We start from the raw sequence: 17,166 nt of genomic DNA on the forward strand, positions 1-17,166 counted from the left end.
CGTTCTGCGCGCCCCTGCAGTCGTATGTGGTGACCGCGCAGATCGGAGCCTATTCCGGGATCACCGAACCGGGGAGCTCGTCCAAGATCTTGCGCGCTTTGTCGATGACTTCTGCCTGTTGGGGCGTGGGTGCGTTATGTCCCGTTCCGTTCGATGGATACGAGGCTTGGCCAGCATGTGAATGTGCGGCTTCGGCAAGGGCTTCTCGGCCGTTCGGCGATGCGAGCAAACGAATCGCTTGAGTGATCGGATCGGGTTCTTCATCCCGGCGGGGCAGATCGACCGGATGCGTTGAGTCGGCATCTTCGTCTGCTATCGGAGTGTCGTCTTCCTCCGGCGCATCCTCGCTTTCGTTGAGGGGTACAGACACATCGGCATCCGTTGAATCATCTTCGGGAGTAATCTCCAGATCGCCGGCTTCTTCAGCGTGCGAAGGAGTCCGAACAACCTCGCTGGTGAAAGGTGTCAGCCTCGTGAAACCGGAGTATCGCGGTTCCGCAACGGGCTCTTCAGAATCAGTGGCGTCTGCGTCATCTGTTTCCTCCTCGAGCTTCAGTTCTTCCGAATCGGGAAGTTCATCAGAAACAGTATTCGAATCCTCAGACTCAACGTCTTCGCTAAGCTCCGCAGAATCATCGCTCGTGTCCGTCTGAGCCTCTTCGGTGGCGTGATCCGTCAAAGGCCTCCACTGAATCGCAATCTGTACATCATGCTCACCATCAGCTAGCGGTTCGCTGTCCTGGGTCTGCGATGAAGAATCCTGATCCAGAGTGGAAGCCCCGGCCTCGTCCCCAGAAAGTGACATGGGCAGAGAAAACGAAACTGACGGAGAAGCCGACGTTGCCGAAACTGAAGTCGCAGGTAGAGCCGAAGGAATCGGACCTAAGTAGGTTGCGGGGTTATCAACATCCTCGCTCTGAGCCTGCTTAATCGCCTGAAGCGTCGGGTGAATAAGGTCCGCGCTCAACACCGAGTTGGCCAGCAGTACAGCACGTTTGCACGAGGCCGCGACCTGCGCATCAGCCGTCGCACAGATGACGGTCGCATCGAACTGCGTGAGACGGCTCAACAAGTCGATCGCCTCAAGCCTGAGCGGATCCGGAAGGAACGTCGGGTCATCCGCCAGAATAATGTCGCCACCAGCGATAACAGCCTGCGCCAGAAGAAGGGCGTACAGGTCAATTTTCTTCAACGAAGACGTCGGCGTATCCAACAGATCCTTCAACCCCAGAATCTGAGTAATCGAACGGAACGTCGACGCCCGCGCGCTCACCCCGGTCAGAGCAAGAGGAGCCACAAGGTTCTGGCGGACAGTCAACGACAGGTTCAACGGCGAAGACGCGGTAATCAGAGCAACCGAGGCGCTACGACCAGGCCGATTCGCGTGTCGGCTACGCACAAAAACGGCCCCAGAATCAGGCTGGGAAAACGACGCAATCACATCAAAAAGAGCCCGCGCACGCTTACCCGTCGGATCATAAATCGCGGTCAGTGAAGCCGAACGGAACCCCAAAGAAACACCGTTGAGCAGGCGAATCCCCTGATCAGACTTCGCCGTCACGTCACGCAAGAAGACGGTCACAGTTTCGCCTGGCCCTGGCGCATGATGAGACTTAGCGCTCTTGAACCAAGGTTTGCGACCGTGTACGTCGATGTCCTTTGTCATATCAGCATTGTCTCAGATTGAGGCACGTTGCCGTGCGTTTGTTGGATCAGCATGACCCCTATAGTGGGAGGCGCATACGAGCCCGAAGACGCGAATAGCCCTCGTTTCCTGCGATGCGTGAAGGAAACGCAACCAGTGACCTCGTGAATATGAAAACGGGAGCACCCAAACCCGATGAGCGCTCCCGCCTTCGCCAAACGTGGCTTAGCGAATACCTCCCCGAGCTGCCCTGCACGGTCCTCGACCCGGTCATGGTCGCGACCTCTGCCCCGTCGCGGAGCTCATCACCCCGAACCTCGCCGAGGCCACCGTCCTCCTCGAGTGCGAACGTGCGACCACCCTCGACGAGATGGCCGACCAGGCGAGGGCCCTGCGCGACCTCGGCGTGCGCCACGCCCTCGTCAAGGGCGGGCACCTCACGAAGGAGGCCACCGACGTGTTCGTCGACGAGTCGGGGACGCACCTCCTTCCGGGCCGGAATTAGGAAAGGTCCATCTTGTCATTCGGGACTTCGGTGCCTGTTCCCTCGAAAACCTCCGCTACTATCCTGGATGGCGAGCGCGTCGGCGCTCCTAGAAAGGACCAGTTCAAGGAGGAACAGATGAGCCACAGGATGATCCTCAACCAGACCGGATACTTCGGTCGAGGAGCCATCTCGAACATTCCCGCGGAGATCACCGCACGAGGCCTGAGCAAGGCCTTCATCGTGACGGATCCCGTCCTCGCCGACAACGGTACGGCCGCGCGGATCACCGATCTGCTCGACGGCGCAGGCATCGCCTGGCAGATCTTCTCCGACGTCGTTCCGAACCCTCCCATCGAGAAGGTCCAGGCGGGACTGAAGGTCTTCCGCGCGTCCGGTGCCGACATCCTCATCGGTCTGGGCGGAGGCTCCCCGCAGGACACCTGCAAGGCGATCTCCGTCATCGCGACGAATCCGGAATTCGAGGACGTTCTCTCCCTCGAGGGCCTCTCGCCGACGAAGAACCCCGGAGTCCCGATTATCGGCGTCCCGACGACCGCGGGCACCGCTTCCGAGACGACGATCAATTACGTCATCACCGATACGGCGAACAAGCGCAAGTTCGTCTGCGTCGATCCCCACGACATTCCGGTGATCGCGGTCGTCGACCCCGACCTCATGGACGGCATGCCGCGCTCCCTCAAAGTCGCGACGGGTCTCGATGCCCTTACTCACGCCATCGAGGGCTACATCACCCCCGGCGCGTGGGAACTCTCCGACGCGCTGTGCCTCAAGTCCATTCAGATGATCGCGAAGAACCTTCCGGCTGCGGCCGATGGCGACGAGGACGCGGTCGAGCAGATGGGATTGGCCGCCTACATCAATGGCATGGCCTACTCGAACGTCGGCCTAGGCCTCGTGCACGGCATGGCGCACCCGCTCGGCGGGCGCTACAATGCGCCCCACGGTCTCGCCAATGGGATCCTCCTCGCGCCGATCATGGCCTACAACGCCGAGTACACCGGTGAGAAGTACCGCGACATCGCCGAGGCATTCGGCGTCGCGAACGCCCAGACCATGCCCTTGGAGGAGGCGCGCGCGGCCGCCGTCGACGCGGTCTCCGCGCTCGTCGTCGGCCTGGGGAATCCGACGAGGATCTCCGAGATCGGCGTCGACGAGTCCGGCATCCAAGGACTCGCCGACGACGCCTTCTCGGACGTGTGCACTCCCGGCAACCCGCGTCCCGCGACTCGAGAGGACATCGAGGCCCTCTACCGTTCTCTGCTGTGAGCGCGAATCCTTCATTCGTCGTTCGATGAGCGGGCATCGGGCTCTGCGGGCCCGAAGAAGGGCGCATGGCGCGGGCGATTCCCCACGGGGAACCGCCCGCGCCATCGTGTTCGGACCTCGTTCTCGTCGACGAGGCGCCGGGGCGGGAGAGGACGCTCAGTCGCCCTTGCGCGCGCCCACGAGACCCGCGACGAGGGAGGAGACGAGCGCCGTGATGATCGCGCCCGCGACTGCCGTCCTCGAGGTCGCGAGGGCGTTCGTCGGTGCGTGATAAGCCAGCGGGGCCGTCGATGCAGTGATGCTCCAACGGCCCCGATGTACAGTGGAATCGACTCGACTACTTGACGGCGAAGAACTTCTTATCCGCAAGCAGTTCCGCCTGGACAGCGAGAGTGCCTTGCTCGATCCCATCGGTCGGGACCTCGATGACGATGTTTCCGGTCGTCGATGCGCCATTGAAAAGGGGAGACAATTGGTCGAACTCCTCCGGCGCGACAGTCAGCTTCTGAGAAGACGCCAGGTTGTACGTCTTGCCGTCCTTGCTGACGAAGTCGACCGTCGCCCAGGGCGCCTGACCCTGGGAGTCATTGCCGAGGTAGGTGGCCGTTATGTTGATAAGAACATAGGAGAAGCCATCCGTGGCCGGCTCGTTGAAATCGCTTGCGGCGGCAACCTTCTCATCCGCATTGAGGTCGACGGAGTTGACGGTGACCTTCCAGTCCTCCGTCGTGATCTCCGAGCCGATGGGGAGAGGATTCTCCCTGGAGGAGCCGGCATCGCCCTCATTCGTAGCGGGGGCGTCCGATTCGGCGGGAGTGCTTTGAGGCGACGAGGCTGCGGGGGTCGAGGTCGTGGTCTCAGTGGTCAGCGCCTGATCTACGGCGTGGCCGATGACGGCGATGAAAGCAATGGCTGCGACGATGGTTCCAACGATGGAAATGATGATCGCTGCGAGGCCTTGACCATGGGCCTTGTCCTTCTGAAGCACGGCGACGAGTCCGAGGACGAAGGAGACGGGCAGGAGGATCCACCCGAGGATTATGATGCCGGGTACACACGAGAGAATTGTTCCGGCGATGGCGAGGATGAGCGCGACGAGTCCGAGCGTATTGCGCGGCTTCTTCACAGGGATCTGGGGATTAACGGGGGGAGGGGGGAGGGAACTTCCTGAGGAGTTGCAGCTCCCCCTTCGAACGGGGTGCTCACTTCGGGCCTTTCGCATAGGTGGTGATGGAATGTCGACGCTGAAGACGAGCGAGTGAAGTGACTGCGCAGGAGGTCGGCGTGACGGATCTCATCTTAACGAATACCGCTTCATCTGTGGGTTATAGGACAAAATGTGTTGATTTTTTCCTTGTTTTTCGTTGGTATTTCAGGGGAAACTGGGTGTTTAAGTTGGTGTGGGTCGTGGTTGATCCATGGCTAATGTGGCATGCCCTGTTTGTGGGGGTTCAACGGTACGTAACGGGAAAACGCCTGCTGGTCGTCAGCGTTGGTGGTGCAGGTCATGCCGGGTGAGCATGACACGTCGGATTGATAACACGGCCAAGTAGCTGGAAGTGTTTCTTGCCTGGCTGATGAGCGCTACCAGGCAGGCGGATATGCCTGGCCGGGGGCGTAGCTTTCGTAGGCATTGCGGGAAATTTTGGCGGGTCTGGCCGCTTGCTCCTACCGCCGGGGAGGTGTACCGGGTGGTTTATGTTGACGGGATCTATCTTGCCCGCAATGTCGTTGTTCTCATCGCTTGCACGGATACTCATGTGCTCGGCTGGTACGTAGCTAGAGCGGAAACCTCTCGCGCGTGGGCCGCTTTGATAGGGAAAATCCCGCCACCAGACATGGCGGTCACTGACGGCGGGAGCGGGGCTCGGGATAAATAAAAACCCCGAAGGATAAATAAAAACCCCGAAAGTTTGTGAACTTTCGGGGGATCTGGTGGCTCCGACCGGCGTCGATCCGGTGACCTTTCGATTTTCAGTCGAACGCTCTACCAACTGAGCTACAGAGCCAGTAACCGGACCGGCAGGTCTGGTCGGCGACCCCGACGGGACTTGAACCCGCGACCTCCGCCGTGACAGGGCGGCGCGCTAACCAACTGCGCTACGGGGCCTTACAACAGGTAAGACCTATTGAGTTATTTTCACTGTTCAGCACGAGTGCCGTCAGAGAGTACCCCCAACGGGATTTGAACCCGTGTCGCCGCCGTGAAAGGGCGGTGTCCTAGGCCGCTAGACGATGGGGGCCTTTTCGGCCACCACAGTGGCGTCCGAAGACGAGGAAAAGCATATGTGTAAAACGGGGTGGAATGCAAAACGGAATCATGGTGAACCGACTCACAGTTAATAAAAATGGCTAAAATTCGCTGAAAACTCCATATTGTTTCTCTCCGATTTGAGGCTTTCGGTGTCCGCGTCTAAGCCCGTGCGTCTTCAGCAATCTGAAGAATCACCCCCTAGGCTTGGACTATGACTTTGCCGACTCTGTTTTCTTCGCACATGCTGACCCTCTGGGGGGCCTCGTATATAGCCACGGAAGCTGATGCGCAATCTGATGGCACCCAGTCGGGCGTTGCGGAAGTCGCGGTGAGCAATGCCATTGATATTGCTTCACTGCTGCTCAGCGCAGCAGTGGCAGCGGTGATCGGTTTCGTCGTTGCCGCGTTTGTTTCCGCACTTGTCGGTCGAACCTTCCGTCGTTGGCCTGTGGGAGCCGCGCTGGTGAAGCGCGTTCACACACCCCTGTATGTCACAGCGATGGTCTGGGGCGCGTGGATTGGACTGAATTGGCGCCTGCAAGAAGCAGATCTGACAAAATGGTCGAACGGGGCCCTAGTCTCCAGCGCCCTTCACGGTCTGCTGATACTGGCGATTGTTGCGATGACGTGGATTCTGTATTCGGCAGCGTGGGTTTTTGAAGACGCGGCGCGTCTGCGTAACCGTGCGGATCAAGGGCGTTCGAGGCGCTTTGCAACCCAAGCCCAGGTGCTACGACGTTTGACGCAGGTTCTCGTTGTGATTGTCGGTATCTGCGTCATTCTGGGGACGTTCGCGGCCGCGCGCCAGGCGATGGGAACCCTACTTGCATCCGCAGGTTTGATCTCCGTGATCGCAGGTCTTGCCGCGCAACAAACCTTAGGCAACGTATTCGCTGGAATTCAGCTTGCTTTCACGGACGCGATCCGCGTAGGCGACGTTGTTGTAGCGAACGCGAAGGGAGAGTCGGGTGCGATTGAAGAAATCACGCTCTCGTACGTGGTTGTCCGAGTGTGGGATGAGCGACGCCTGATTATTCCTTCGACCTACTTCACCTCAACAACCTTCGAGAACTGGACACGACGGGCTGCCGCTCAGCTGGGAACGGTCGAAGTCCAGCTGGACTGGTCTGCTCCGATGGCGCTGATTCGCCAGAAGGTGGAGCAGATCCTGACCTCGACGGATCTGTGGGACGGGCGTACGTGGAACGTTCAGATGACGGCATCCGATACCTCGACGGTCACGATCCGAATTCTGGTGTCCGCCGCGAACTCTGGAAACCTGTGGGATCTGCGTTGCCACTTGCGAGAACGCTTGATCGAATGGATTGTCGCCGAAGAACCGTGGACTCGGCCGTCGACGCGCGTTCAGACCTACCAGGGAACACCGGTTGCGCATGACACCTCTCGCGCGCAGGTTGCAGCGTTCGCTGCTGAATTGCGCTCGATCGCCGGAGACACCTCGGTTCCGCTGGGTCACGAGTCTGGTAATACGGCGATCGAAGATGCGCGTCACGCCCTTGAAGGTGAGGATGCAGGCATCGATGCGGAGCACGCTGCTCGTATGGTCGCGGCACGCCGTAAAGCAAAGCGTGCGCGTCGACGTGCAATGGCGGATCGTATACGCGACTTGGCTGAAGCGGGCGATCGCGGAGAGGCCTCTCCGAGCGACGATTCGTCGACCCAGGTGATGACTCGCGGGACGCTACAGAAGGTACTCGAAGCTGTTGCGAAGGGTGTTCAACCGGGTACCGAAGAATCTTCATCGCCAGTGTCTGGAACGCAGGGCGTAACGGCCACGGGGGCTATCGGCACCCACGAGCTCAGTGAAAAAAATGGGTCGGCTAGCACCTTAGAGCAAGCCACCTCGTCTTCGCAGAGCGAGCAGAGCGAAAAGACTTCTTCGCAGAGTAAAGAACCGGACGCCATAACAATGACCCTGACAACCAGTGGCAAGGGCGAACGCTTGTTCTCCGGTTCACCTGACGCTGAAGAACGATCCGCGATCTTCGCCGGCCCGGGTGAAGACGCGCTCGCGGAACGTGAAGCGACGCGTCAACGTCGCGAGCGCGAACAGGAAACACGCGAGCAAGAAGCAATGAACGCCACCGGATCCTTCCCGGCCATCGTGTGTGATGGCGAAGAATCTGGCGACGGTCATGACGAAGATCTGACGGAAACGAAGATCCAGCACCTCTGATTCGCTCTGGGTGTCATCTACCCGCGTGAAGGTAAGTCCGAAGGTTAATCGCGAATCGCGACCTCGTCCCTCAAGGGCGACAATAGGTGTATGACTGATTTTCCAAGCTTGAACGATGCAGCGAACATGACCGATGCGCAGTGGAAGCGTATCTTGACGCCGATGCAATACCACGTGCTACGCGAGGCGGGGACCGAACGCCCCTTCACGGGAGAGTTGCTGGGGGAAACTCGTGACGGCGCGTATCACTGCGCGGCGTGTGGTGCCCAGCTGTTCGATGCGAGCACCAAGTTCGAATCGCACTGCGGTTGGCCGAGCTTCTATCAGGCGAAAGACGCGTCGACGACCGAGATTGAAGACCGCTCGCACGGCATGGTTCGTACCGAGGTTCGTTGCTCGAACTGCGGTTCGCACCTTGGTCACGTGTTCCCGGATGCGCCGAATCAGCCGACGGGCAACCGCTACTGCATGAACTCTGCAGCGCTCACTTTCGTGCCCGCGGGCGGATGATGCGCGGTGCCATCGCTTCCTTCAAAGTCGGGGCTGGACAGGGTTCCCGCTCAGTTTTTCATCGTCGGTTCGGCGCTGATCCAGTACGTTGGCGCAGCTATTGCAATCGGCCTGTTTGCACAGATGTCGCCTGCTTCGGTCGCATGGTGGCGAGTTTTAGTCGCCGCGAGCATCCTGCTCGCGTGGCGTCGCCCGTGGCGTGAAAAGTGGAGTCGCAAAGATCTTGTGACGTCCATGGTTTTCGGTGTGTTCATCATTTCGATGAACTCCACCTTCTACGAAGCCATCGCTCGCCTCCCGCTTGGTGCGGCCGTGTCGTTGGAATTCGTGGGCCCCGTTCTGGTTGCGATTTTTAGGGGACGAGGCCCAGCGCCACGCATCGCCGCCCTCCTTGCGTTTGCTGGGGTTGTGTCGATCTCTGGGCTTGGGTTGGACCTTGATGCGCCCGGCGTGAAGGCTGGTATTGTCTGGATTCTGTTGGCGGCGACTGCGTGGGCTGGCTACATCATGGTCGGTCAGAAGCTTGCGTCGAAACGGTCGGCGGTATCGAATCTGGCAGCGTCGCTCGGTTGGAGTGCGCTGTTCAGTTCGGTTGTGTTGGCTCCCGGTGGCGTCGGAGGTTTTACGTCTGCGCACTTGTTCGGGGCGCTCGTCGTGGTGGGTGTGCTGTCGACGGTAATTCCGTTTAGTTTAGAAGCTTTGGCGATGTCGCGTGTCAGCGCAGCAACCTTTGCCCTGTTTACGGCGATGCTTCCGGCAACGTCGACGATTGTGGGTGCGGTGATGCTCCGTCAGCTCCCAACGCTGGGTGAGCTGGGTGGACTCGTGCTGATTTCCATTGCAGTCTGGATTGCGTCGTCCCCGCGCTTCCAGCGCTGAAGCGTAGTTCTGGCCGGACTTACGGTTCCCGGTTCTGGCTGACGTGCACGCGGGTTGCTTTGTGATGGGCTTGGGTCCGAATTTCGGCGGGGGATTTTTCTTCTTTGAACCAGTGTGTCGCAGGGTGCGCCCAGCTACGCCCGAAGTCCGATGAGCGAGTTGGCGTCACGCAATTGGAGTGCCGTCGCCATGGTGTTTCTGCGCCCCTTGATGCGACGAGTCATCTCTATGAGGAGAATGCGGAGAAGCCGACGAAGGGTCGGATTCTAAGATTCTTGGTAGACCCCCCAATGTGGAAGGCTAAGGGGTGAGCTATGCGGAAGGCAGGTGCGCACACTGATCTGCAACCATGCAGGTGAAGTGGCATTTGAAAAGCCGACGAAGCAAGTGGTGGTAGGCCCAGGGGGACTCGAACCCCCAACCCACGGATTAAAAGTCCGCTGCTCTACCATTGAGCTATAGGCCCAGCGGTTTCGGTCGCGCCAAAGCGCGTGAACCGCCCAAGATCGTAAAGATCTGTCTCTATTGTAATAAGGATTCTTCTAATGGTTAAATCGTGTTCACCGCGTCGCCCCGCCATGTTGACGCCAACGAAGGCGGAGTCAATCGTCGGCGACGAGGACACGGCGGCAAGTTCCGGCTTGGCGCATTCGAGTGCGTGGGCGCTGATGGGCGTGGGCGATGAGGATTTTGACCGCGAGGCCACGCTTCGTCTTCGGGCTCTTGTCCGGAACCTGGGCGTGGACCAGGTGGCACACCTCTGGTCGCGTAGCCCGGAGTTCACTCTGCCGGGTGCTTTGTGGCGACTCTATCTTCTACTCGAGTGGTATGAACGCGAGCCCGGCCTCGTTGATGAGCGATACGTGGATGGGGCGCACGCCGATATTGTTCCGGGACTGGAACACCCTCTGAACTTGCCGGAGTTAGCGGACGTGATGGCGGATGTCGCACGACTGCTGACCGGCGAGCTGACGGACGATGATCTGGAAGAGGTCATCACGGACGCGTCGAATGCGATGCGAGTGCTGGCTGCTGGTTTCGGTGGTGGCGGTTCGTGGATCACGGATCCGAATGATCCGCTGGCCTACCCGGTTTCGACGCGTGCGAAGGCGCTTTTGAAGACGGCGGAAGAGCTGTCCGTCAGTGCGCGTGAGGCGCATGTTGGTGCGCTCGAATAGTGAGTCGGCGGGGTACGAGGGCACTGCAAGAGCACAATGTCCGCACGTTGTGATTCTTTGGTGCGTTGAAGCCCTTTTGGCGTGCGAAAACGCCCGCTCAATGACACCATAGAAGGCAGTTCAATGCGCCAACGCGCATAAAGCAACGATGCTTGAAGAGGCCCTCATGTCGAACGACGAACCCACATTCTCTGCGCCCGACGACTCGTGGCCGGGACCGGTCATGCCCGACGAGCGCGATGATGCGCAGAACACGGACGCGACTCAGATGACCAATGGTGTTCAGACCGCTCGGGCAACAGAGATGTTTGTGCCTCCGTCGCAGGCTGGCGGGCTTGTGGGCGTTGAACATGAGGATTCTGAGTATGACGACGATGTGGCCACGCCTCGTATTGTGCTCCCCGCTTTGACGACTGACGTTGATATGTCTGCGCCAATCGGAGAGGACAAGCCACTGCCGAAGGGGCGTTTCGCGGATCGTGAGATCTCGTGGATGGCGTTTAACCAGCGTGTCTTGGAACAGTCGGAAGATCCAACGTTGCCACTGCTAGAACGCGCCTGGTTTACTGCGATTTTCTCGTCGAACTTGGACGAGTTCTACATGGTGCGCGTTGCCGGTTTGAAGCGTCGCATCGCCGCGGGGATCGCGAAGAAGGGCGCGTCTGAGTTGGAACCGCGTCAGGTGCTTGAGGGAATTCAGGCACGTACGCAGGAGTTGACTGCGCGTCAGGCGCGTGCATTCCAGGACGATATTCTGCCGGCACTTGCTGAGCAGGGGATTCGTTTGGCTCGATGGGATGATGTGTCTGAAGATCAGCGTGCTCAACTCACCCGCTACTTCCGTCGTCAGATTTTCCCTGTTCTGACCCCGTTGGCGGTTGATCCGTCACACCCGTTCCCTTACATTTCCGGCCTGTCTTTGAACCTCGCGGTTGTTGTCCGCAATCCGCTGACAGGCAAACTGCACTTCGCGCGCGTGAAGGTTCCCCAGTCGCTTCCGCGCCTGATCAACGTGGATTCTGTGATCGGGGGTGGGCCTGCGGAATCATATGTGGCGACTGATGAAGGCACGACGTTCATCACGCTCGAAGACGTGGTGCGCGCGCACCTTGAGCACCTGTTCCCCGGTGTTGAAATCGTTGAAGCTCACGGGTTCCGAGTGACGCGTAACGAAGATCTTGAGGTCGAAGAAGACGATGCTGAAAATCTGCTGACGGCGATGGAGGAAGAGCTTCTGCGCCGTAAGTTTGGCCCGGTTGTACGCCTTGAAGTTGAGGATACGATTTCATCGTTCGTCCGTGACTTCCTGATCGAAAAGCTTGAGATTTCGCCGGCTGACGTGGTCAGCGTTCCGGCTCCGCTGGACTTGACGCTCTGCAACGAATTGCATGATCTGGATCTAACGGACTTGAAGTACACGAAGTACGTGCCGGTGACCGCCGCTGGCTTGGCGGAGTTCGAGTCGGCGCGTGCGGGTGATATTTTCGCTCAGATCCGCTCGCATGATGTTTTGCTACATCATCCTTACGATTCGTTTGCGACGTCGGTGCAGGCGTTCATCACGCAGGCTGCCCGTGATCCGAATGTACTGGCAATGAAACAGACGCTGTATCGCACCAGCGGTGATTCGCCGATCGTGTCGGCGATGATTGAAGCAGCGCAATCCGGCAAACAGGTCGTTGCAATTGTCGAGATCAAAGCCCGTTTCGACGAGGAAGCGAATATCGGCTGGGCGCGAAAACTGGAGCGTGCGGGCGTCCATGTCGTGTACGGCATGGTCGGTTTGAAAACGCACTGCAAGCTCTCCTTGGTCGTCCGCCAAGAAGCCGACGGTTTGCGTCGCTACTGCCACGTGGGCACAGGTAACTACCATCCAAAGACCGCGCGTGGCTATGAGGACCTTGGCCTGCTTACCTGCGATCGTGAGGTCGCTCAGGACCTGACCCGCCTATTCAACCAATTGTCCGGGTATGCGCCTCGTTCGACGTTCCACCGACTGCTGGTTGCCCCGCTGTCGATTCGCGATGGGCTCATTGAACGCATCAACGCCCAGATCGCGCGCAAGAAGGCTGGTGGCGAAGCGTGGATTGGTATCAAGGTGAATTCCGTGGTCGACGAGGCCGTGATTGACGCCCTCTATCGCGCTTCACAGGCCGGAGTGAAAGTCGACGTTCAAGTTCGAGGCATCTGCGCGATCCGCGCCGGAGTTCCCGGCTTGTCTGAAAACATACGCGTCCGCTCGATCCTTGGTCGCTACCTGGAGCACTCGCGTATTTACGCGTTCGGGGGGCCCGGTGAGGAAGAAGTGTGGATTGGCTCTGCCGATCTGATGCACCGCAACCTGGATCGTCGCGTTGAAGCATTGGTTCGCATGAGCGACCCCGACCAGGTTGAGTATCTCGCAAACTTGATTAGGCGTGGCGTTTCATCGAAGACCTCATCGTGGGCGCTGAAGAAGAGCGGAAACTGGAAGCGTCATCAGGTGAACAAAGACGGCTCGCCCCTTGTTGATCTGCAAGTTGAGTTGATGGAGGCGGCCTCGTCGCGCGTGATCGGGCGGTAACGCAAGGGGTGGCGCGGGTTCGCTCGACGAGGATCGCGCTCTGAAGTTGAGCCAGCAACTCGGCGTGGTCGCTTGGCGGGCGCGCAACTGCTGTGTGATCTCCGTTGATTCAGCGGGTGGGGCGCCGTGCCGGTAGGCTAAGGGGGTGTCTCGTTCGATTCGCCCGGCTCCAGTCCCGACGCGCCTTGTGCGCGCTGCGGGAGCTTTAGTGTGGCGTTTCGTTGATCCCGAGCGTCGGGGCGTTCCCGGGCAGGTGATTGTGCCCGAGGACATTGAAGTCCTCATGGTTCACCGTCCTCGTTACAAGGACTGGTCGTGGCCGAAAGGTAAATCGGAAGCGAACGAACCGATCATCTGCGCCGCCATCCGCGAGGTCGAAGAAGAAACTGGCGCCTCCGTTATTTTGGGTGCTCCGCTGACAACTCAGCGCTACCGGCTTGGCTCCGGACAGACGAAGGAAGTTCGCTACTGGGTGGGCACGCTGGCCGACGATGACCGTCGCACCGGTCTTGACACGTCAACGATCGCGCCTATGGCGACTGCTACGCCGATTTCTGCGCCAGTGTCTACACCGGTGAAAGTTCGTATTTCTCCGGCTATTTTCGCGAACCGCAAGAAGGGGCAGGCTCTCAAACCGGCTCCTGTGCCTACTCACATGCCCGAACCCGCGGACAAACAGCCAGTCGTTTCGCCTGTACAACTGTCGCAGCCCTCTGCTATTTCCCGCGTTCGCACTCCCGTGAAGCCAGCTCCGGCCAGCGAAATTGATGAGACACGCTGGGTGTCACCCGATCAAGCCGAGCAGATGCTCACCCGCCGAGGTGACCGGCGACTACTCCAAGAGCTCGTTGCGCGAGCGGAAGAAGGCAGGCTTGTTACCGTCACGTTGGGCCTCGTTCGCCATGCGAAAGCGGTGTCGCGTACTCAGTGGGCAGGCGATGAGGCCTCGCGCCCGTTGACGCGCTTGGGCGTGCGACAGGCGATGGGCTTGGTTGATGTTCTCAGTGCGTTTGGGATTGAGCGCGCCGTGTCGTCGTCGTGGATTCGTTGCCAGCAGACGCTTGGCCCGTGGACGAGCGTCGGCGGAGGCCAGGTTGAGGTTCGCGACGAGCTCACGGAAGCTGCGGTTGCGGCTGATCCTGCGTCGGCTTCGGCGGTTGTTGCGCAGTGTGTGCGCCAGACGAACGCGGTTGTTGTGTGCGCGCATCGACCGACAATTCCGGCGCTGTTGGATCCGATCCGTGCGGTCACGCCTTCGACTTTGTTGCGCTTGTTGCCTTCTGAGAGTCCGTGGCTGACAACCGCGCAGATGCTGGTTGTGCATATTTCGCATGCGTCGGGTCGTCCTGAAGTGGATGCTATCGAGACGCATGGTACGCGTACGAAGGATCTTCTGGGGCTCTAGGGGCGGCCAACTTCGTTCAGCGCGTTTTTGGGTCGGATTGCTGTTCTCGGATGCTTGGGTCTGATTTTCTCCGATAGGTGCCGTCGTTCAAGACTGCTCGGATTGTTATTGAGTTGTTCAGCAACAGTCGTTTGACGTTCGACTTACGCGAAACGTAGTCGAAACCACGGTGAGTAAACAGGTTCGTTGCAGTGAGCGTTGAACCCATGACACCGGCATTCGTTGTAAGAAAAGACTCGATCTGTTTCCGAGAGTCGACTGGAAGCAGGGATTACCGTCAATTGCGTCTTTCTAGGTGCAGAAGCACCCACTTATCAACAAGCGTGAGGTTCCCATTTTTTTATCCACAATTTCTTTTCAGTCCACTCGCACCCACGTGCGCCGAGCGGAACACTGATGGCAACGACAGGCGTCGTCGTGAAACCCACTTCTCGCAAAGCTGATCGCCAAGTTGGTGGGTTCCATATGTATTCCCATCAGTTGAAAGGAATTTGATGATGGTGGATTCTTCTGTGCCTAGGGTGGCACACTACTCACGGCTGAGGTCTATCTTAGCCTCTCTTGTAACGATGGTGGTTGTGTGTGCCTCGTTGACTGCTTTGGCTCCTGCTTCTGTTGCTGCGGGTTCGTGGGTTCGTGGTGTGCCGATTGCTGGATTGTCTGGCTGGTTGGGGACGTGGATTCCCTATAGTGGTCAGCCGGTTCCTGGTTTGTGTATTCAGGCTGACGCAGTCAATCCTGCAGCAGAGGTGGTCGTGACACCCGGTCAGTTGACGGTTCAACCTTCTTTGTCTCGTCCGGCTGATTTGAGTGTTGATATTGCGCAGATGGCGTACATCATGAAGTGGTATACGCCAACTTCGCTTGAGTTTTCGAATACCGATGTTGATGCGGCTGCGACTGCTTTTCTTGCTCACGTGAATTTTGAGAACTCGCGTCGTGCTCAGGCGAATGTGAATACGCTTCTTGCTTCCGTTCCCGAAAGCATTCAGTCTCGTGCTCGTCAGATGGTTGCTGAAGCAAAAGCGGTCGGTGTTGTTGGGTGGAAACCTGGTACGGTGACGGGTGAGCGTATGCGCTTTGGCACTATTGACGGCATTGGTGTTACTAATGCTGATGGAACTCTGATCGCGGGCAAACCATTCACTATCACTTTGAACGGTCCGGCTGTCTTCGAAGCGACTGGGACGAACACCTATACGGGAACAACTACCGCATCGCGTATTGATGGTATTCAATGGCGTTCAACAGCGAACGGCACGGTTCACTCGAGTATTAAGTATGACAATCTTGGATACTCTGCTTTGGGATATGCCTCTTCTAGGGGGGTGCGCCAGGATGTGATCTGGTTCGACAGTTCAAGCCTGCGTTCTGAGACGGTTGCGGGTCCGTCGTTTGAGGTGATTTTTGATTTTCAGCCGATTGCTACGTCCAATGTGGGTTCGTCTAAGGTGATTGATTCTCAGACGTTGTCGGACACGATCACTGCCAGTGCTGACCCGAATTATGGTGATGGTAAGTGGCTGGAAATTGATGGCAAGCCGGTTCCGGTTGTGTATGAGGGCACTGCCTATGCGTTGGGCGAAGAGCCGGTAGACCCCCGTGATGAGGTTCCCGCAGATGCTCATGTGGTTGCGACTGCGTCGTTTACTGCTACCGGTCCTGGTGAGCATAGTGTCAATGTTGATGTGGCAGGCTTAGCCCCTGGGTTTTACACGTGGGTGTGGAAGGTTGTCAAGGATGCTCAGCCTGGCACGATTGGTGATCCGGCGATTGACATTAAGGAATTGGTGCACGCCGACTGGCACGACCAGTTCGGGTTGGGTGATGAAACCCTGTCATATCGTTTCAAGGCGAATGTGGATACGAGTTTGTCGGTTCGTACCACCAAGTCGGGCTCGTACCTTGTCGACGACATGTTCGTCACCGAAATGCCTGAGTCTCACCCGAACTTCACTGGTAAGGCTGGGTTTAAGGGTGACGAGCTGACGTTTACGCAGAAGCTTGTGTTTTTCCCTGAAGGCCAGGCGGTCACTGACGAAAACGTTGCGGCCGGTGAGACGATCAGTGAAGTGCAGGTTGATGCTTCACATGGTTTTAAGCCCTCTGTTGGGTCAACCGGGTTCAAGATGAAAGACGGTGAGCCGGGTACGTACGTGTTTGTCACCTCGTTTGCTGGTGATGATCGTGTTGCTCCTTTTACGACCTCTGTTACTGATAAGAGCGAGCAGTATGTTGTTGAGGCTAATCCGCCGACGTTGAAGACCACCGCGACCGACAAGGTGGACGGCGATAAGACTCTCGCTTCTTCGGGCCCGGTGACGATCACGGACAAGGTGTGCTACACGAACCTGAAACAGGGCAGGGAATACGCCCTGTCGGGCACGTTGATGGATAAGGCTACTGGTGGGCCGCTGATGGTTGAGGGCAAGCCTGTGACCGCTTCCAAGACGTTCACCCCAAGCCAGGCTGATGGGTGCGAAAACGTTGATTTCACCATCGACGGCTCCATGGTGGTCGGCAAGACCACCGTCGTGTTCGAACGCCTCGAACACGACGGACAAACCATCGCTGTCCACACTGACATCAACGACGAAGACCAGACAGCGCTCTTTGAAAAGACTCCCACCCCGCCCGAAGAACACCTTGCGAAAACCGGTGCCCAAACACTCTTATTCCTTGCAGGTGCCACACTCTTTGCACTGATGGGCGTCGGAGCTATTGCACTCCATCGTCGCTCTTAAAAGCAATCTACGCCCCA

The 17,166-nt window shown here is 58.4% G+C and carries 13 protein-coding genes and 4 tRNA genes; 10 read left to right on the forward strand and 7 right to left on the reverse strand.

The genetic code is table 11. The features are described from left to right. Positions 1-49 precede the first annotated feature (49 nt). On the reverse strand, positions 50-1,666 hold the full coding sequence (locus HMPREF9241_RS08745; RefSeq protein ID WP_006680716.1) for a P-loop NTPase family protein: 1,617 nt from the start codon (positions 1,664-1,666) through the stop codon (positions 50-52). Between the two features lie 283 nt (positions 1,667-1,949). Between HMPREF9241_RS08745 and HMPREF9241_RS09600 the strand changes: the two genes are divergently transcribed. Further along, positions 1,950-2,150, forward strand: a complete 201-nt coding sequence (locus tag HMPREF9241_RS09600; RefSeq protein ID WP_243440769.1) for a bifunctional hydroxymethylpyrimidine kinase/phosphomethylpyrimidine kinase — start codon at positions 1,950-1,952, stop codon at positions 2,148-2,150. 117 nt (positions 2,151-2,267) lie between these two features. After that, positions 2,268-3,419: a lactaldehyde reductase gene (fucO, locus tag HMPREF9241_RS02565; protein ID WP_040318482.1), complete on the forward strand. Its 1,152-nt coding sequence runs from the start codon at positions 2,268-2,270 to the stop codon at positions 3,417-3,419. 337 nt (positions 3,420-3,756) lie between these two features. On the opposite strand, the gene HMPREF9241_RS02570 is transcribed toward fucO, so the two are convergent. Further along, positions 3,757-4,545: a DUF4352 domain-containing protein gene (locus HMPREF9241_RS02570; RefSeq protein WP_006680719.1), complete on the reverse strand. Its 789-nt coding sequence runs from the start codon at positions 4,543-4,545 to the stop codon at positions 3,757-3,759. Between the two features lie 292 nt (positions 4,546-4,837). Between HMPREF9241_RS02570 and HMPREF9241_RS09770 the strand changes: the two genes are divergently transcribed. Continuing rightward, positions 4,838-4,972, forward strand: a complete 135-nt coding sequence (locus HMPREF9241_RS09770; protein WP_083856924.1) for an IS1/IS1595 family N-terminal zinc-binding domain-containing protein — start codon at positions 4,838-4,840, stop codon at positions 4,970-4,972. 380 nt (positions 4,973-5,352) lie between these two features. On the opposite strand, the gene HMPREF9241_RS02580 is transcribed toward HMPREF9241_RS09770, so the two are convergent. The 3 genes from HMPREF9241_RS02580 to HMPREF9241_RS02590 all read right to left on the reverse strand — a co-directional run bounded on the left by HMPREF9241_RS02580 (position 5,353) and on the right by HMPREF9241_RS02590 (position 5,662). Continuing rightward, positions 5,353-5,428, reverse strand: a tRNA-Phe gene (locus HMPREF9241_RS02580). A gap of 27 nt (positions 5,429-5,455) precedes the next feature. Beyond that, positions 5,456-5,529, reverse strand: a tRNA-Asp gene (locus tag HMPREF9241_RS02585). A gap of 60 nt (positions 5,530-5,589) precedes the next feature. Beyond that, positions 5,590-5,662: transfer RNA gene (locus HMPREF9241_RS02590), tRNA-Glu, on the reverse strand. A gap of 222 nt (positions 5,663-5,884) precedes the next feature. On the opposite strand from HMPREF9241_RS02590, the gene HMPREF9241_RS02595 reads away from it, so the two are divergent. The 3 genes from HMPREF9241_RS02595 to HMPREF9241_RS02605 all read left to right on the forward strand — a co-directional run bounded on the left by HMPREF9241_RS02595 (position 5,885) and on the right by HMPREF9241_RS02605 (position 9,259). Continuing rightward, the gene (locus HMPREF9241_RS02595) at positions 5,885-7,870 is read left to right on the forward strand and encodes a mechanosensitive ion channel family protein (RefSeq protein WP_006680722.1); all 1,986 of its coding nucleotides are present in this window, start codon (positions 5,885-5,887) and stop codon (positions 7,868-7,870) included. Positions 7,871-7,960: 90 nt separating this feature from the next. Then, on the forward strand, positions 7,961-8,380 hold the full coding sequence (gene msrB / locus HMPREF9241_RS02600) for a peptide-methionine (R)-S-oxide reductase MsrB (protein ID WP_006680723.1): 420 nt from the start codon (positions 7,961-7,963) through the stop codon (positions 8,378-8,380). Between the two features lie 6 nt (positions 8,381-8,386). Then, a complete protein-coding gene (locus tag HMPREF9241_RS02605; RefSeq protein WP_006680724.1) occupies positions 8,387-9,259 on the forward strand; it encodes an EamA family transporter in 873 nt (290 codons plus the stop codon). Between the two features lie 391 nt (positions 9,260-9,650). Here HMPREF9241_RS02605 and HMPREF9241_RS02610 read toward each other — a convergent pair. After that, positions 9,651-9,725: transfer RNA gene (locus HMPREF9241_RS02610), tRNA-Lys, on the reverse strand. Positions 9,726-9,804: 79 nt separating this feature from the next. Between HMPREF9241_RS02610 and HMPREF9241_RS02615 the strand changes: the two genes are divergently transcribed. The 3 genes from HMPREF9241_RS02615 to HMPREF9241_RS02625 all read left to right on the forward strand — a co-directional run bounded on the left by HMPREF9241_RS02615 (position 9,805) and on the right by HMPREF9241_RS02625 (position 14,405). Continuing rightward, positions 9,805-10,437: a hypothetical protein gene (locus tag HMPREF9241_RS02615; protein WP_006680725.1), complete on the forward strand. Its 633-nt coding sequence runs from the start codon at positions 9,805-9,807 to the stop codon at positions 10,435-10,437. A 148-nt stretch (positions 10,438-10,585) separates the two neighbouring features. Further along, complete coding sequence (locus tag HMPREF9241_RS02620; protein ID WP_131367605.1) at positions 10,586-13,000, forward strand: RNA degradosome polyphosphate kinase; 2,415 nt, start codon at positions 10,586-10,588, stop codon at positions 12,998-13,000. A gap of 208 nt (positions 13,001-13,208) precedes the next feature. Further along, a complete protein-coding gene (locus tag HMPREF9241_RS02625) occupies positions 13,209-14,405 on the forward strand; it encodes an NUDIX hydrolase (RefSeq protein ID WP_006680727.1) in 1,197 nt (398 codons plus the stop codon). Positions 14,406-14,421: 16 nt separating this feature from the next. Here the strand turns inward: HMPREF9241_RS02625 and HMPREF9241_RS09240 are convergent, their stop codons facing one another. After that, positions 14,422-14,613: a hypothetical protein gene (locus HMPREF9241_RS09240; protein WP_131367606.1), complete on the reverse strand. Its 192-nt coding sequence runs from the start codon at positions 14,611-14,613 to the stop codon at positions 14,422-14,424. 361 nt (positions 14,614-14,974) lie between these two features. Here HMPREF9241_RS09240 and HMPREF9241_RS02630 point away from each other — a divergent pair, with 361 nt between their 5' ends. After that, a complete protein-coding gene (locus HMPREF9241_RS02630; RefSeq protein ID WP_040318360.1) occupies positions 14,975-17,149 on the forward strand; it encodes a VaFE repeat-containing surface-anchored protein in 2,175 nt (724 codons plus the stop codon). The last annotated feature ends 17 nt before the right edge of the window (positions 17,150-17,166 follow it).

It is taken from the genome of Schaalia turicensis ACS-279-V-Col4 (assembly GCF_000296505.1).
GTDB lineage: Bacteria > Actinomycetota > Actinomycetes > Actinomycetales > Actinomycetaceae > Pauljensenia > Pauljensenia turicensis_A.

Coding starts and splice junctions, on each gene's coding strand:
- HMPREF9241_RS08745 (WP_006680716.1), bottom strand. CDS start 1,666: ATGACAAAGGACATCGACGTACACGGTCGCAAACCTTGGTTCAAGAGC.
- fucO (WP_040318482.1), top strand. CDS start 2,268: ATGAGCCACAGGATGATCCTCAACCAGACCGGATACTTCGGTCGAGGA.
- HMPREF9241_RS09770 (WP_083856924.1), top strand. CDS start 4,838: ATGGCTAATGTGGCATGCCCTGTTTGTGGGGGTTCAACGGTACGTAAC.
- HMPREF9241_RS02595 (WP_006680722.1), top strand. CDS start 5,885: ATGACTTTGCCGACTCTGTTTTCTTCGCACATGCTGACCCTCTGGGGG.
- msrB (WP_006680723.1), top strand. CDS start 7,961: ATGACTGATTTTCCAAGCTTGAACGATGCAGCGAACATGACCGATGCG.
- HMPREF9241_RS02615 (WP_006680725.1), top strand. CDS start 9,805: ATGGTTAAATCGTGTTCACCGCGTCGCCCCGCCATGTTGACGCCAACG.
- HMPREF9241_RS02620 (WP_131367605.1), top strand. CDS start 10,586: ATGCTTGAAGAGGCCCTCATGTCGAACGACGAACCCACATTCTCTGCG.
- HMPREF9241_RS09240 (WP_131367606.1), bottom strand. CDS start 14,613: ATGGGTTCAACGCTCACTGCAACGAACCTGTTTACTCACCGTGGTTTC.
- HMPREF9241_RS02630 (WP_040318360.1), top strand. CDS start 14,975: ATGGTGGTTGTGTGTGCCTCGTTGACTGCTTTGGCTCCTGCTTCTGTT.